The following is a 15,373-nucleotide window of genomic DNA, read 5'->3' as shown; positions in this document are numbered from 1 at the left end:
CTCGCGTCGTCACGGGATCTCCTTTCCGTCGTACTGGTCGCGGGCCGAGTCGCTCACCCGGATCAGCAGCGCGACGATCGCCCAGTTGGTGACGACCGACGAGCCGCCCTGCGCGAGGAACGGCATCGCCATGCCGGTCAGCGGGATCAGTCCGCCGACCCCGCCCGCGATCACGAACACCTGGAGCGCCACGATCGAGGCGAGTCCGATCGCGAGCAGCCGCCCGAACGGGTCGCGCAGGGCGAGGCCCGCCCGGTAGCCGCGCTCCACCAGCAGGGCGTACAGCAGGAAGATCGCGGCGAGGCCCGCCAGGCCCAGCTCCTCGCCGGCGGTCGCCAGGATGAAGTCCGACTTGGCGGCGAAGCCGATCAGGATGGAGTGGCCGAGCCCGAGCCCGGTGCCGAGGACCCCGCCCGCCGCGAAGGCGAAAAGGGACTGCGCGAGCTGGTTCGGCCCCTGGCCCGCCTCGATGGACGCGAAGGGGTGCAGCCAGTCCTCCACCCTGATGTGCACATGGGGCTCCAGCCAGCCCACGGCGAAGGCGCCGACGGTGGCCAGCAGCAGTCCCAGCGCGATCCAGCCGGTGAGTCCGGTGGCGACGTACAGCAGAACGACGAACAGTCCGAAGAACAGCAGCGAGGTGCCGAGGTCCCGCTCCAGGACCAGGACCCCGACGCTGATCAGCCAGATGGTGAGCAGCGGGCCCAGCACTCGCCCGGTGGGCAACTGCAGCCCCCACAGCCGCCGGCCCGAGAACGCCAGCGCGTTCCGGTTGGTCGCGAGATACGCGGCGAAGAACACCGCCAGCAACACCTTCGCGAACTCGCCCGGCTGGATGGAGAACCCGGCGACCCGGATCCAGATGCGGGCGCCGTTCACGGAGGGGAAGAGAATCGGGAGGGTCAGCAGGACCAGTGCGGCGGCGACACAGACGTAGGCGTACCGCTGGAGCACACGGTGGTCGCGCAGCATCAGCACGACCACGATGAACAAGGTCACCCCGACCGTGGACCACACGAGCTGGGTGGGGGCCGCGCGGTCCCCGGGCGTCTCCAGGTCGAGCCGGTAGATCAGGACGAGGCCCAGGCCGTTGAGCAGTACGCCGATCGGCAGCAGGAGCGGATCGGCGTACGACGCCCTCAGGCGCACCGCTCCGTGGGCGATGAGCGCGAGCACGCCGAGCCCGGCGCCGTAACCGGCGGCGCCGGGCGGCACGGAGCCGTTCTTGGCGAGGCCGACGGCGCAGTAGCCGTACACCGACAGCAGGACGGCGATGACGATGAGGGCCAGTTCGATGCCACGGCGCCGGGGCAGGCGTACCGAGGGAGCGGAGGTCTCCGCGGGGGCCACGGTGGTTCCGGCCTTGGTCATGTCCGGAACTTACCCAAATAGGACGTGATGTCTCCTAGCGTGCGCGGGATGTCAGCACCAGCGTGGCGCCGTTCCGATGGTCCGGATGTAACGGGCCGAACCCCAGGCCCAGGTGCCGTCCGTGAGGAGGTACCACTGGCGGTTGCCCTGGATGTTCTGGCCGTTGGTCTTGCAGAAGATCGAGACGACCTCGCCCCGGTCGGCCCACCGGATGATCTGGCCGCCCCGGTTCGGCGCACTGCGCAGCGCCAGCGAACTGGCCGTCACGACGCCTCTGGACAGGCGGGGGTTGTGGTTCTGGTTCTGGCCCTGGCTTTGATTCTGGCTTTGATTCTGGGTCTGGTTCTGGGTCTGGTTCTGCCCCCAGTCGCCGCGCGGGTCGTCCGGTTCGTCACCGGCGACGGCGGGCGTGGCGAGGGCGGTGACGGCGAGGGCGCCGGCGGCCACGGCTATGGAGAGACGGGAGCGCAGGGACATGGAGGACCTCCGTGATGGGGGTGCAAACCTGACTATTCGCCAGATTAGGAGCCCCGTACACGGGTCGCCTTTCACACTGAGCCATAGGAGAACCGGCCCAGGGCCGTCTACCGCAGGAACAGCGTCGCGACCGCCCCGCCGTTCACCGCGTTGGAGAACGACAGGCGCGCCCCCAGCACCTCCGCCTGCCCCACCGCGATGGTCAGCCCCAGGCCGTGCCCCTTCGACACGCCCTCGGTACGGAACCGCTGCGGCCCGTGCTCGATGAGATACGGCGGAAACCCGTCCCCGTGGTCCCGAACGGTCACCACCGGCCCGTCCACCGTCAGGGACACCGGTCCCCGGCCGTGCCGATGCGCGTTGGCCACCAGATTGCCCAGCACACGCTCCAGCCGCCGCCGATCCGTCTCCACGGCAAGGTCCCGCACGACGACGACCTCGGTATCGGTACCGGACGCACGGACCACCCGCTCGGCCAACGCCCCCAAGGGCTCGGTGTCCAGTTCCACCGTCTCGCGCCCGGTGTCCAGCCGGGAGATCTCCAGCAGATCCTCCGTCAGGGTCCGCAACGCCCCCACCCGATCGCGCACCAGCTCCGTCGGCCGCCCCGGCGGCAGCAACTCGGCGGCCGCGTGCAGCCCGGTCAGAGGCGTCCGCAGCTCATGCGCCACATCCGCCGTGAACCGCTGCTCACTCAGCAGCTTCCCCTGCAGGGACACCGCCATGGAGTCCAGCGCGGCGGCCACCGCGGCCACCTCGTCCTGCGGCCGCGACGGATCCTTCGTACGGGGATCGTCGACCCGCGCGTCGAGGTCGCCCGCGCTGATCCGCCGGGCCACCCGAGCGGTGGCGTGCAGCCGCTTCGTCACCCTGGTGACCGCGAACGCGCCCACCAGCAGCGTCGCCGTGATCGCCAGCGCCGACGACCACAGGATGGCCCGGTCGAGCGCCGCGATCGTCCGCGCGTTCTGCGAGTAGTCGACCTCCACGGCCAGCGCCCGGTCCCCGTCCACCGGACCCGCCGCCCACATCACGGGGCGCCCGCGGTGCACGCCGACCATCGTGCCGCGGTCCCCGGCCACCGCCAGCGCCCGCAGCGAGCCCGGCAGGTCCGGCGGATCCACACCGGCGTCCCACTTCAGCGTGTCCCCGGCCTCGTACGCCTCGGCCGTGTCCTTGAGCCTGCTCAGCGCCAGCTCACGGGCCTCGCCGACGGTCTGGTTCGTCACCGAGACATGCACGAGGACTCCGAGCAGCGCGGCGAGGGCGCAGCACATCACGGTGATGAAGACGGCGGCCTTCACGGCCAGCGTGCCGGACCAGCGGGGCAGCGCGAGTCTCATCGCGCGCTCGCGGACGGGCCGGGCGCCGGGCTCTGCGCTTCCCCGAGGGAACGGCTGCCGGTGCGCAGCATCTCGTCGTGCGTGAGGAGCATCGACTTCTGCTGCGGGTCCCAGGTCCACTGGAGCCGGTACTCGTACCCGGCCACCTCGGACGGCGAACGGATGATCACCGACCGCCCGGCCAGCTCGACCCCGCTGACCGCGTCCTCCCAGTGCATGACCCGCACGAGCCGGTGCTTCTCGACGGTGTAGACGCGTACGGCGGTGACATTGCCGGGCAGCTGCCGAAAGCCCAGCGTCAGGTCCTGGCGCCCGTCACCGGTCAGGTCGCGGTAGTACGGCTGAAGGACCGGACACCTCTTCCCGGCCGCCCCGTTCTTCCCGCAGTCCGCCATCCGGCGGGCCGTCTCGACGTAGCCCGCGTCGGCGTAGCTGCCGGCGTCCTCCTTGATCTCCGCGCGTACGAGCGCGACCGGGTCCACCTCGCGGATGTCGTCGCCGGGCACGGAGACGCCCGCCACGACCTGCGAGTCCACCTCGCCGATCTCGAACGCCGGGCTGGAGGCGGGCGTCAGCTGCGGCCACAGCCGGTCGGGGCTGATCGCGGTCGGTGTCGAGCCCGCGCCCACCAGGTCGCCCGCGTCGCCGCAGCCCGACGCGGCCGCGAGCAGCAGGGCGACGGCGGCGACGGCGCGGGTCGTACGGGGTGCGCGGCGGGCGGGTGGCACTGTGCTCCTGGGGTCGGGCCGGGGCGTGCGTCGGGGGTGCGTGGCGGGGTTGTGCGTCGGGGGGTGTGTGGCGGGGGTGTGTGGCGGGGGTGTGTGGCGGGCCCACCTTATTCGTGTGGAAGTCCTTTTTGCGTTCCGGCGCCTCCGGGCCGCACTACTCGGTCAGCTCCTCCAGCAGCCGGGCCGTCGGAAGGCCGGTCCGGAGGTACTCGACGAACAGCTCGTTGTGCAGCGCCCACGGCGAGCGCCGGCTCCGGATCAGCCGGATCGCCTCGTCGGCCGTATGCCCCCTGCGGACCAGGGCGTGCGCCACGACCAGGCCCGAGCGGTTGTAACCGTGGTAACAGCGGACGAGGACCCTGCGGCCGTCGTCCAGTGCGTCGCTCGCGGCCTGCGCCAGACGCATCACGCCCGCGAGCTGGGTCCCGTCCAGCGGGCCGTCCGGAATCGGCCACACGTGGTGCTCGACACCGGGATCGGGACCGTGGCCCGGCAGCCGCAGCAGCGTCTGCACGACCTCGAACTCGTCCCGTACGACGGCGAACTCCCGTTGCCCGGACATGCCCTGGAACTCATGCCCGCCCATCCACAGCCCGGGCACGATCTCGTCCCACGCTCTGTCCGGAGCCGGTACATCGGGTTGCTTCCTGCGGGTCCGCAACAGCGCCTCCCCAAGCCCCTGCGCCAAGCCCTGCAACTCACGGCAACTCACCCCAAAGGTATCCGGCTTCTTGCCTGCGCAGCACCCCGCCTGTTCCCATGGTCCATGGGGTGATGGTGCATGAGCGGACTGCGCGTCGTACCGACCTGGCGCCATGGTCAGGAACGGCTGTACGTCTGCCTCACGGACGGCAGGAACATCGCCTGGTACGACCGTGCGGCGGCCCGGATCAACCTGCTGAGCGAGGACCGCAGAGAGGATGTGCTCGATGTCCTCGGGCCCTTCCTGACCGGCCCGGTGGCCGTGGGCCCGCCCCCGGTGCCGACGCCCGCCGAACTGGCCCGGCTCACCCTCCACCCGGACGACGACCTCGCGCCCAACCGGCCCGGCGAGGCCCTCCACATCGCCCTGGACCGGGACCCCGGCTCCCCGCACCTGATCCGGCGCGACCCCCGTCGGCGCGCGCTGGAGGCGGAACAGACCGTGGGTGAGGCGCTGGACAGCCTCGACGGCGCGGGCTGGCACACCCTGCACTCCGTCCCGCTGCCCGGCGGCGACCGCGTCCACCACCTGGTGATCGGTCCCGCCGGACTGTTCGCCGTGCACGCGCTGTACGCCCGCAGGCAGCGGGTCACGGTCGCCGACCCGATGGTCGCCTTCGGCCGCCGCGACCCACAGCCGCTGCTGCGCCGCGTCCGCGCCGACGCCGACCGTGCCTCCTACGCCCTGACGGCCGAGGTCCACCCGGTCCTCGCCCTCGTCGGGCCCGCGGCCGTGACGGTCACCCTTCCGCCCCGTGGGGTCCGCGTCCTCGCGGACACGGACCTCGAAGGCCTCGCCCGCCTGGGCGGAGTGCTCAAGCCGGCGGACGTGGAGGCCCTCCACGCGATGGCCCGGGACCGGCACACGTGGACGAAGGTCTGACGGAACGGTGCGGGTTGGGTGGGGGCGGGCGTTTTTGCGCAGTTCCCCGCGCCCCTGGGTGCCTGCGGCGGCCCGTTTCGGCTTCGGTGGGGGCTGGTGTAGCGCGTCGGGTTCGGTGGGTGGGTCGGGGCCGGGGTGGGGGGTATCCGTCCTCGGTCCGGCGGTTGCTGCTGCTTTGAGATGTGCTCGGCAACGGACGCCGGCCGCTGCCGGCGGACACCCCCCACCCCGTCCCCTTCGCGCCGTACGCGGCCAACCGTCCATCGTGGCTCACGGCGACCGGTCCGTGGTGGTGCGGGGGGTGGGGATCGGTCCGTCGTGGCGCGGGGACCGCAACCCCCTGGGGGCGCGGGGAACTGCGCTACCAGCCCCCCACCGGCCCGCACCCGCCGTACGACAGCACCCGGCACCCCCATAGGCGCCCCGCTCACGGCAGCCGTGCCGCCCGCTCGCTGTCGAGGAGCGGGGCCAGCAGGTCGCCGTAGTCCTGGAGGCGTGGGCCCATGTCCGGTGCCTCGAAGGACAGCTGGGCCGGTGTGCCGCACTCCTCGACCTCCGTCCAGGTCACCGGTGCCGACACCAGGGGCCGGATCCGGGCCCGCAGGGTGTAGGGCGTGGCGGTGGTCTTGCGGGCGGCGTTCTGGCTCCAGTCGACGAAGACCTTGCCGGGGCGCAGATTGCGGGTCATCCGGTGCAGGGCCAGCCGGGGCATCGCCCGCTCCGCCTCCACGGCGAGCTGTTTGGCGTACTCCGACACCTGCTCCGACGACGCTCCCCGGACCGCCGCCAGCAGATGCAGCCCCTTCGACCCGGCGGTCTTCGGGTACGCCTCGATCCCGTCGGCCGCCAGCCGCTCCCTGAGCCAGAGGGCGACCTCGCAGCACTCGACGATCGTCGCGGGCGGTCCCGGATCGAGGTCGAGGACCAGGCGGTCGGCCTCGTCGGGGGTGCCGATCGGCCACTGGTGGGTGTGGAACTCGGTGACCAGGTTGGCGGCCCACATCAGGCTCGCGAGGTCCTGCACGAGCACGATCCGGGCCGGCCCCTCCGAGCGGGGCACCTCGGCGGTCGTGACCCAGTCGGGTGTACCCGGCGGAACGTTCTTGGCGAAGAACACCTGACCCTCCGGGCCGTCCGGATAGCGCAGGAAGGAGACGGGACGGTCACGCAGATGGGGGAGCAGCGCCTCGGCCGTCGTGGCGTAGTAGTGCAGCACCTCGCCCTTGGTGAAGCCGGTGGCCGGATACAGCACCTTCTCCAGATTGCTGAGCGCGAGCCGTCGCCCATCCACCTCTGTGATCGGCGTCATACGATGAGAATCTCACGCATATCGGATGAAACTGCGTAATACGCCAGAAAGGGTGCTGCCGGTGAGATCCATATGGAACGGCGCCATCTCGTTCGGCCTGGTCAGCATCCCGATCAAGCTGGTGAACGCCACCGAGAGCCACTCGATCTCCTTCCGCCAGATCCACACCGAGGACGGCGGCCGCGTCCGCTACCGCAAGGTCTGCGAACTGGAGGACCGGGAGATCAGCCAGGCGGAGATCGGCAAGGGGTACGAGGACGCCGACGGCACCATCATCCCGATCACCGACGAGGACCTGGCCCATCTGCCGCTCCCGACGACGAAGACGATCGAGATCGTGGCCTTCGTGCCGGGCGACCGGATCGACCCGCTCCAGATGGACGCCGCGTACTACCTCCAGGCGGGCGGCGCCCCCGCCGCCAAGCCGTACACCCTGCTGAGAGAGGCGCTCAAGCGCAGCAACAAGGTGGCCATCGCCAAGTTCGCGCTGCGGGGGCGGGAGCGGCTCGGGATGCTGCGGGTGGTGGAGGACGCCATCGCGCTGCACGGGCTGCTGTGGCCGGACGAGGTCCGCGCGCCCGAGGGACTCGCCCCCGACACCAAGGTCACCGTCAGCGACAAGGAACTCGACCTTGCCGACGCCCTGATGGACACCCTCGGCGAGATCGACCTCGACGACCTCCACGACGAGTACCGCGAGGCGCTGGAGGAGGTCGTCGCCGCGAAGGCCGCGGGCGAGGCACCTCCGGAGACACCCGAGCGGGCGAAGGGCGGCAAGGTCCTCGACCTCATGGCCGCGCTGGAGAAGAGCGTCCGGGACGCGAAGGAGTCCCGGGGCGAGGAGCCGGGGGAGGTCACGCGGCTGCAGCAGCGCAAGTCGGCTCGGGCGGCGCCGAAGCAGACGGGTGGCAAGAAGTCCACGTCCGCCACGAAGAAGACGGCAGCCAAGAAGTCGACGGCGAAGTCGTCACAGGGGACGAAGAAGGCGGCGTCGGCGAAGAAGGCGACGACCGCGAAGAAGACGGCGGCCAAGAAGACGACCGCCCGCAAACGGACCGCGTGACCTGCGCACTGCCATCGGCACCGCGCAGGTCGCGTCTGTCGGTCGGCGAGGTCAGTCGACGGCCTTCGCGGACTCGATGATCACCGGCTGTGTGGGCACGTCACCGTGACCGCGGCTGCTGCCGGTCCGCACGCCCTTGATCTGGTCGACGACGTCCTGGCCCTCGACGACCTTGCCGAACACGGTGTAACCCCAGCCGTTCGGGCTCTTGGCCGTGAAGTCGAGGAACTCGTTGTCCGAGACGTTGACGAAGAACTGCGCGGTCGCCGAGTGCGGGTCGCTGGTGCGCGCCATCGCCACGGTGTACGCGGTGTTCTTCAGACCGTTGTCGGCCTCGTTCGGGACCGGCGCGAGCGTGGGCTTCTGCACCATGTCCGGGGTGAAGCCACCGCCCTGGACCATGAAGCCGTCGATCACCCGGTGGAAGATCGTGCCGTCGTAGTGCCCGTTGCCGACGTACTTCAGGAAGTTCTCGACGGTCTTGGGGGCCTCGGCGTCGGCGAGCTCGAGGACGATACGGCCGAAATTAGTGGTCAGCTCGACCCTGGACATGGGAATCGTCCCTTTCTGGTGGGGCATGACCGAAGCATCTTGTCACACGGCCGCCCAGGTCCGACGGCCTCACCGCGTCACGGTCTCACGGCTGAGGCGACGTCCGGGGGGCGGCACCGGGCGCGTTCCCGGTCGTGCCGCCCGATGGCGTCGGAACGGCCGACGGTTCGGAGGGGACGGCCGACGGCGACGCCGGGCCCGTGGTGGTGGGTGGGCGACTGCTCGCGGGGGCCAGCGGCACCGAGGAGCGGCTGGGATCCGCGCCGGGCAGGGCGGCCACGGCCCCGGCCGTGAGGACGGCGGCCACCAGCACTCCCACGGCGCCCGAGACCGCCGTACGACGGCGTCGGATTCGTCGGCCGCCGGCGACGGCCGCGTCGGTGACGCTGGGCAGGGCCGGCTCCCGCGAGCCGTCGAGGATGACCTCGAAGGCGCCCCGCACGCGGCCGCCCTCCCCGTACTCGTCCGAGTCGTACATCTGCCGCCTCACCTCCCGCTCGTCTCGCCCGCGAGACCCTCGACGAGCCCGCGCAGCCGGACGAGCCCGCGGGCGCTCTGGCTCTTGACCGTGCCCGGGGTCACGCGCAGCGCCTCGGCGGTCTGCTCCACGCTCCAGTCCTCCCAGAACCGCAGTACCAGGACCGCCCGGTAGCGGGGCGGCAGTTCCATCAGCGCGGCCTGCATCACCAGCCGCAGCTCGGGCGTGACCGGCGGCTCGGCGGACAGCGGCTCGGGCACGTCCTCCGTCGGCTCCTCCCGCCAACTCCGCTTGCGGTACTGGTCGATGAAGACGCGGGTGAGGATCGTACGGGCGTAGGCCTCGACGTTGCCGTCGCGGCGGACCCGGCCCCAGGAGGCGTACAGCTTCATCAGCGTCGTCTGGGTGAGGTCCTGGGCCTGGTGCCAGTCCCCGCACAGCAGATACGCGCTGCGCCTGAGCTGCCCCTGTCGGGCCTCGGCGAACTCCCGGAACTCCCGCTCCCGGACTGCTTCCCGCACCCGCCGACCCTCCGCCGCACCGATCACGCCTGTCCTTCAGAGGTACGGCGAAGGGCTCTGCGGGGTTGCACGCCCACGGAAGAAAAGTCTCCGGCCGCCGCGTGCAACCCGCCCGGGCCGGTGCCCCGTACTCCTCTCACGCAATCGACCCGACGACAGAGGAGCAGCTTTGACGAACCGTCCTGGCATCCGACCCACCCGCCGCCTGCTGATCGGCGTCCTCGCCGGAAGCGCCGTGGCCGTGGCGGGCTGGGCCGCCGTCGCAGGCGCCGCGACCGGCTCCCCCACACCGAAGCCGGCGCCGGCCTCCGAGGCCTCTTCGGTGGCGCCTTCGACCGTCCCGTCCCCGGTGCCTTCCCCCGTCCCGTCGGAGCGGCCGTCCGAACCGAGCCCGGTGCCGTCCACGGTGCCTTCCGAGCCGAGTCCGGTGCCGTCCACGGTGCCTTCCGAACCGGGCACCGCGCCGAGCCCGGTGCCGACGGTGGTACCGGACCAGCACCCCTCGGCCGTCCCGAGCCCCGCCCCGGCGGAACCGACCACCGTACCGAGCCCGGTGCCGTCGGTCCCCACGAGGCCGTCGAAGTAGGGCGGGTACGGGCGACGGGACGGCGTTCGGAGCGGCCGTCCCGTCGTGGGGCCGGTCCCCCCAGGCGCCCCGCCGTTGGGCCGGGCGCTGCCGGAAGGCCCGCCCCGCCGTGCGGTCGCGGTGGAGGCGACTGGCTCCGCGTCGAGCGGTCGGGCCGCCGTCTTGTTGTGGGGCCAAGCCCCCTGGGCGTGCCCTGGTTGGACCGGATGCCTCCGGAAGGCACACCTCGCGGTCACGGCGGTGGCGGGGGAGACTGGGGCCGCGTCGAGTGGTCGTCTCGTCGTGGGGCCAAGCCCCCTGGGCGCGCCCCTACCGGATGCTGCCGGAAGGATCGCGGCGCGGTCGGCGGAGGTGGCGGGGAGGGGGACCGGGCCCGCGTCGAGCGGTCGTTCCGCTGTCTCGTCGTAGGGCCAAGTCCCCTCAGGCGCGCCCTGTTTGGGCCGGATGCTGCCGGAAGGCCCTGCCGCGCGGTCGCGGCGGAGGTGGCGGGGGTGATTGGGCACCGCGTCGAGTGGTCGTGCCGCTGTCTCGTCGTGGGGCCAAGCCCCCTGGGCGCGCCCTGACCGGATGCTGCCGGAAGCACCGCGGCGCGGTCACGGCGGAGGCGGGGCGACTGGGTCCGCGTCGAGTGGTCGTGCCGCTGTCTCGTCGTGGGACCCGGACCCCTAGGCGCGGCTTGGTTGGACCGGACGCTGCCGGAAGGTCCACCGCGCCGGTCACGGCGGAGGTGCCGGCGAGGCTGACCGAGCCCGCGTCGAGTGGTCGGGCCGCGGTCTCGTCGTACGGCCAAGGCCCCCTAGGTGCGCCCCGGTTGGGCCGCGTGCTGTCGGAAGGCCCACCGCATCTCCGGTTCCACCAGGCCACGCAAGGCGCGTCGGACCGGTGGGGTGCACAGGGCGGTCACGGCGGAGGCGGCGGCGAGGGCTACCGCGGCCGCGCCGAGTGGTTCGTGGACCCAGGCGGGCCCGTACCAGCCCCAGAACCGGGCGCCCTGGACGAGGAAGCCGTGCAGGAGATAGCCGTAGAGCGTGCCCGCGCCCAGCGCCGTGAACCAGGTCCGCCGCCCGGGCACCAGGGCGAGGAAGCACCAGACCAGGACCAGCGAGCACCCGAAGGCGACCAGCGTCATCACCGGCCCCGACCAGGCGGGCGCCCCCAGCTCCTGGGCGCTGTCCCGGTGGTAGAACCAGGCCCCGCTCATCCGCGGCACGGCCCAGTAGGCCAGCGCGAGCGCGACCGCGAACACCGGCAGGGCCGCCAGCCGTACGGCCCGCCGACGGACCAGACGGAAGTGCTCCGGCTTCAGGCACAGACCCAGCACGAAGTACGGCAGGAACTGCAGGACACGCTGCAGATCGAGATCGTCGCCGATGGAGGGCGTGAGGGTGGCGAGCATCGCCACGGCGAGGGCGAGCGGCACCGGATGACGCACCCGCTGCCACAGGGGAGTGGTCAGCCGCCACACGAGCAACGCCACCAGGAACCACGTCAGATACAGCGGGTCCAGCAGACTCACCGGCCGGTCCGGCACCTGGTCGGTCCACCGGGTGAAGAACGTGTACGCCGTCTCGAACACGACGTACGGCACGACCAGCCCGGTCACCAGCCTCCGCAGCCGCTGCGGGGCGGCGTCGAAGTTCCGCGAGAAGTACCCGGAGACGACGATGAACGCGGGCATGTGAAAGGCGTACACGAGCAGGTACAGCGCCGAGACACCCCGGCTCCCGTCCCGCAACGGCTCCCACGCGTGTCCCACCGCGACCAGCACGATCGCCAGATACTTGGTGTTGTCGAAGTAGGCGTCGCGCTCCGCGGGACGCTGCGCTGAGGGTCTTTCCGGAGGGGCGACCGTGACAAGTTGCTCGTGCATCCCGGGCGCCTCACCATTCCGGAGCGGCCCAAACTCCGTACCTGAGTGCTAGCTGTGCCCCAGAGGCGCGCGCGGGCACCGAGGGCGTTGACGTTGACCACGGCGCTGCCCAGGTCGAGTGGGGATAGGCGTGGCTCACGGCAGGGGCGTGCCGCCGGTCGCGTTGAGGATCTCGGCGGTGACGAAGCTCGCTTCCTGAGAGGCGAGGTAGACGTACGCCGGGGCCAGCTCGGCGGGCTGGGCCGGGCGGCCCAGCGGGCTCTGCTTGCCGAACTCCACGGTGTCGGGCAGCGTCGCGGGGATCAGCGGCGTCCACACAGGGCCCGGCGCGACCGCGTTGACGCGGATGCCGCGCTCCGCGAGCATCTGGGCCAGCCCCTGTGTGAAGGTCACGATCCCGCCCTTCGTCATCGCGTAGTCCAGCAGGTGCGGACTGGGCTTGTACGCCTGCACGGACGTGGAGTTGATGACGCTGCCGCCCTCCGGGATGTGCGGCAGGGCGAACTTGGTCAGCCAGAACATCCCGTAGAGGTTGGTGCGCATGACCCGGTCGAACTGCTCGGTCGTGATGGCTTCGATGCCGTCCGGCTGCGACATCTGGAACGCCGCGTTGTTCACCAGCACGTCGATGCGTCCGAACTCGGCAACCGCGCGCTCTGTCAGCGCCCGGCAGTTGTCCTCCTCACGGATGTCGCAGGAGACGGCGACCGCCTTGCGCCCGGCGTCCTCGACGAGGCGGGACGTCTCGCGCGCGTCGTCCGCCTCCTCCTCCAGATGGGTGAACAGCACGTCCGCGCCTTCCCGGGCGAAGGCCAACGCCACCGCCCGCCCGATGCCGGAGTCCCCGCCCGTGATGACGGTCTTGCGGCCCTCCAGCCGACCCGTGCCGCGGTAGGACTCCTCGCCGTGATCGGGCGGCGGGTCCATCGGCCCGGTCCAGCCCGGGTGCCGTTGGTCCTGCGCCGGGAACTTTGGGCGCGGGTGCTGCGTCGCCGGGTCCTGCTGGGTGTGCTGGTGCTCGGTCACGGCGGCCTCCTCAACGCCGACGGGTTCGGACGGATCAGCGAGTTCCCGCCCTGCATCGCCCGAAAAGCCTGGGTACTCCTCCTCGGCCACCGGAGTGAAGCGGCGGACCGGGGTGAGGTCGTCGGTACACGCGTGGCAGGTATCTGGAAACGACAAGGAGTGGAGAACCCATGGGACACGGCGGAAACGTCATCCAGGAACTGACTGCGGACCACCGCGAGGTGGACGATCTCTTCGCGCAGATCGAGGCGCTGCCAGGCCCCGACCAGCAGCGACGCGAACTGGCGGACCGGCTCACCATGGAGCTGATCCGGCACTCGGTGGCCGAGGAGGAGTACCTGTACCCGACGGTGCGCCGGTACGTGGACGGGGGAGACGACCTCGCCGACAAGGAGATCGCCGACCACGGTGAAGTAGAGCGCATGCTCAAGGAGCTCGAAGGCTGCCAGCCGGGGGACGGGCGTTTCGACACGCTGATCCTGCGGCTGAAGAACTCCGTCACGGCGCATGTCAGCGACGAGGAGAACCGGCTCTTCCCCTTGCTGGCCGAGGTCTGCTCCGCAGAAGCCCTGGAGGAACTCGGCGAGAAGGTCCGCTCGGCCAAGCAGCACGCTCCCACCCGCCCGCACCCGTCCGCACCGGACACCCCGCCCGCGAACAAACTCCTCGCACCCGGCACCGGCATGGTCGACCGCCTGCGCGACATGCTCTCCGGACGCGGAAAGCAGGACTGACAGAGCCGGCAGGGCCCGGACCTTGTCCGTCCCGTCGACGACGCCCGCGAGCCACTCGGCCTGCTGCGCTTGCGAGCGACCAGTCAGCCATCGCGCGCGGGCTGCTCACCGAGACCGGCGTCCGCCGCGTCAACAGTCGCGTCGACGAACCTCTCGGCCCGTTCGACGTGTGGGTCGGGTGCCCGCACACGGCCCTGACGACGGCTGCTCCTGCCACAAGCCCGCACCGCACATCCTCATTTCCGCCCCACAGAGCCGCCCGGAAGAGACGGCGAGCGCGGAACACGTGGCGTTGGACCTGTTGACCGGGCCGCAGCCCCGGGGCGCCCCGACCGCCGAAGCCGCCTACGACATCGAGCGGAGGGCCAAGCACTGGGACGGCGGCGGCGTTGCCGGGCGGTTCCGGCCAGTGCAGGCGTCAACTGGCGGCCCTGACTCGTGCCACGAAAGGCGTTCGGGTCAGACCTTGATGACGGTGGCACGTCCACCGCACAGTGTGCTGAGATCCTCCGGGTCCGATGTGAGCACGGTGACGGGAGCGTGGGCGGCGAGGGCTGTGGCGCTGAGCATGGCGTCGACGGCGTACTTGTGGCCGTGCAGGCCGGCGTCGGCGAGGAGAGCGGCCGCGTGGCGGGCGATGGCCTCGGTGACTGGTTCGACGACAAGTCGGGACAGCGTCCACTCCAGGGCCGGTCGGTTGATCCGAGGATGGACGACTTCGACAAGAGTTGCCGCAGAGGTGATTACCCGCAGGTCGTCGGCGCGGGCGAGGGCGAGCCAGCTGGTGACGATGCGGTCACGGAGGACGGCCTTGGCCAGCCCTTCACTGTCGAGGACCAGGGTGCCGCCCGGGACGGCGGGGGATCGTGTCACGCGGCGTTCGTCCCGCCTCGCGTCTGCTCCCGGCGGGCCTGGTTGAGCTGATCGCGTAGAGCCTGGATCTCCTCGTCCGTGACGGGACCGTGCTCGGCCTCGGCAACCTGGATGATTTCGTTGAGGTTGTCGCGTTCGATCTGACGGGCCACAGCGGCGGCCACATAGGCGGACAGCCCAGAGGGGCCGCTGCGGGCCTTGGCCGCTTCAGCAATGTCGCGCGGCATAGTGATCGAATACTTGCCGGTGGTCTCAGTCATGCTACTTATCCTACCTCTCATCCTCTAGCCCGTAGAGGGGTCGGTGAAAACTGCTTGAGCGGCGAAGACCCGAAGCGATCGAAGAGCTGCTGAGCGAAATCGAGTGATCGAGTGAGAGCCGCGCATGGGCTTCATATCTCCGGATCCGTCCGGGGGGGCTTCGCTATTCCCGGGATTGACCGGGGCAGATGCCTCAAGATCCTGTCCACGAATAGTCCACGGACCCCGACACAGGGCCGCTCAGAGTGGCATAGGGCTGCACACACGCGAAGACCCCGCATTCAGCATCTCTGCTGGTCACGGGGTCTTCAGGCACCTCAGAAAGGTGCACCGGCAGGATTCGAACCTGCGCGCACGGCTCCGGAGGCGTGGGCACTGCAGCAGGTCGTGGTCCCTGCCCACGACGGATCCGGCCGGACCAGTCCACGGATGGTCCACAGCTGCTGAGTGCCTTTTCTGGGAGTGAAGCCGGTCCCGCCAGGTCGGCTTGTCATGCCTCTCCCGTACCCAGTGCACGTGGACAGCGCGGCGCGCCACAGCGCGGATTGCCGCCTCTCTTCCGCCGTGCTCTCTCCTCCCAGGGCTCGTGAGTTGCCC

The 15,373-nt window shown here is 71.1% G+C and carries 16 protein-coding genes; 3 read left to right on the top strand and 13 right to left on the bottom strand.

The window, feature by feature from the left end:
• Positions 1-9 precede the first annotated feature (9 nt).
• The 5 genes from M2157_RS16660 to M2157_RS16640 all read right to left on the bottom strand — a co-directional run bounded on the left by M2157_RS16660 (position 10) and on the right by M2157_RS16640 (position 4,580).
• Positions 10-1,371: an FtsW/RodA/SpoVE family cell cycle protein gene (locus M2157_RS16660; RefSeq protein WP_280862580.1), complete on the bottom strand. Its 1,362-nt coding sequence runs from the start codon at positions 1,369-1,371 to the stop codon at positions 10-12.
• A gap of 51 nt (positions 1,372-1,422) precedes the next feature.
• Entirely contained in the window at positions 1,423-1,848 is a 426-nt protein-coding gene (locus M2157_RS16655) for an SH3 domain-containing protein (RefSeq protein WP_280865623.1), read from the bottom strand.
• Between the two features lie 107 nt (positions 1,849-1,955).
• Entirely contained in the window at positions 1,956-3,191 is a 1,236-nt protein-coding gene (locus tag M2157_RS16650) for a HAMP domain-containing sensor histidine kinase (protein WP_280862578.1), read from the bottom strand.
• Positions 3,188-3,919, bottom strand: a complete 732-nt coding sequence (locus M2157_RS16645; RefSeq protein ID WP_280865622.1) for a hypothetical protein — start codon at positions 3,917-3,919, stop codon at positions 3,188-3,190. Before M2157_RS16645 ends, M2157_RS16650 begins: the two co-directional genes overlap by 4 nt.
• A gap of 154 nt (positions 3,920-4,073) precedes the next feature.
• A complete protein-coding gene (locus M2157_RS16640; RefSeq protein ID WP_280862576.1) occupies positions 4,074-4,580 on the bottom strand; it encodes a dual specificity protein phosphatase family protein in 507 nt (168 codons plus the stop codon).
• A gap of 120 nt (positions 4,581-4,700) precedes the next feature.
• Between M2157_RS16640 and M2157_RS16635 the strand changes: the two genes are divergently transcribed.
• A complete protein-coding gene (locus M2157_RS16635) occupies positions 4,701-5,504 on the top strand; it encodes a nuclease-related domain-containing protein (RefSeq protein WP_280862575.1) in 804 nt (267 codons plus the stop codon).
• A 427-nt stretch (positions 5,505-5,931) separates the two neighbouring features.
• Here M2157_RS16635 and ligD read toward each other — a convergent pair whose 3' ends face one another.
• Entirely contained in the window at positions 5,932-6,813 is an 882-nt protein-coding gene (gene ligD / locus M2157_RS16630; protein WP_280865621.1) for a non-homologous end-joining DNA ligase, read from the bottom strand.
• Positions 6,814-6,838: 25 nt separating this feature from the next.
• Between ligD and M2157_RS16625 the strand changes: the two genes are divergently transcribed.
• Positions 6,839-7,876: a Ku protein gene (locus tag M2157_RS16625; RefSeq protein WP_280865620.1), complete on the top strand. Its 1,038-nt coding sequence runs from the start codon at positions 6,839-6,841 to the stop codon at positions 7,874-7,876.
• 51 nt (positions 7,877-7,927) lie between these two features.
• Here M2157_RS16625 and M2157_RS16620 read toward each other — a convergent pair whose 3' ends face one another.
• The 5 genes from M2157_RS16620 to M2157_RS16600 form a co-directional block, all read right to left on the bottom strand.
• Positions 7,928-8,434: a peptidylprolyl isomerase gene (locus M2157_RS16620; protein ID WP_348541830.1), complete on the bottom strand. Its 507-nt coding sequence runs from the start codon at positions 8,432-8,434 to the stop codon at positions 7,928-7,930.
• Positions 8,435-8,513: 79 nt separating this feature from the next.
• Complete coding sequence (locus M2157_RS16615; protein ID WP_280862571.1) at positions 8,514-8,906, bottom strand: hypothetical protein; 393 nt, start codon at positions 8,904-8,906, stop codon at positions 8,514-8,516.
• 8 nt (positions 8,907-8,914) lie between these two features.
• Positions 8,915-9,427, bottom strand: coding sequence for a SigE family RNA polymerase sigma factor (locus M2157_RS16610; protein ID WP_280862570.1), 513 nt, complete (start codon positions 9,425-9,427; stop codon positions 8,915-8,917).
• 1,382 nt (positions 9,428-10,809) lie between these two features.
• Positions 10,810-11,883, bottom strand: coding sequence for an acyltransferase family protein (locus tag M2157_RS16605; RefSeq protein WP_280865618.1), 1,074 nt, complete (start codon positions 11,881-11,883; stop codon positions 10,810-10,812).
• A gap of 135 nt (positions 11,884-12,018) precedes the next feature.
• The gene (locus tag M2157_RS16600) at positions 12,019-12,909 is read right to left on the bottom strand and encodes an SDR family oxidoreductase (protein ID WP_280865616.1); all 891 of its coding nucleotides are present in this window, start codon (positions 12,907-12,909) and stop codon (positions 12,019-12,021) included.
• 170 nt (positions 12,910-13,079) lie between these two features.
• On the opposite strand from M2157_RS16600, the gene M2157_RS16595 reads away from it, so the two are divergent.
• A complete protein-coding gene (locus tag M2157_RS16595; RefSeq protein ID WP_280865615.1) occupies positions 13,080-13,643 on the top strand; it encodes a hemerythrin domain-containing protein in 564 nt (187 codons plus the stop codon).
• A gap of 459 nt (positions 13,644-14,102) precedes the next feature.
• Here the strand turns inward: M2157_RS16595 and M2157_RS16590 are convergent, their stop codons facing one another.
• On the bottom strand, positions 14,103-14,516 hold the full coding sequence (locus M2157_RS16590; protein ID WP_280865613.1) for a PIN domain-containing protein: 414 nt from the start codon (positions 14,514-14,516) through the stop codon (positions 14,103-14,105).
• Complete coding sequence (locus tag M2157_RS16585; protein ID WP_280862564.1) at positions 14,513-14,776, bottom strand: CopG family transcriptional regulator; 264 nt, start codon at positions 14,774-14,776, stop codon at positions 14,513-14,515. The genes M2157_RS16590 and M2157_RS16585 overlap by 4 nt, the downstream gene beginning before the upstream one ends.
• Positions 14,777-15,373 lie beyond the last annotated feature (597 nt).

Source organism: Streptomyces sp. SAI-127 (assembly GCF_029894425.1).
Taxonomy (GTDB): Bacteria; Actinomycetota; Actinomycetes; order Streptomycetales; family Streptomycetaceae; genus Streptomyces.
The sequence above is the reverse complement of the archived record's forward strand: the minus strand, read 5'-3'. Positions and strand labels throughout refer to the sequence as shown.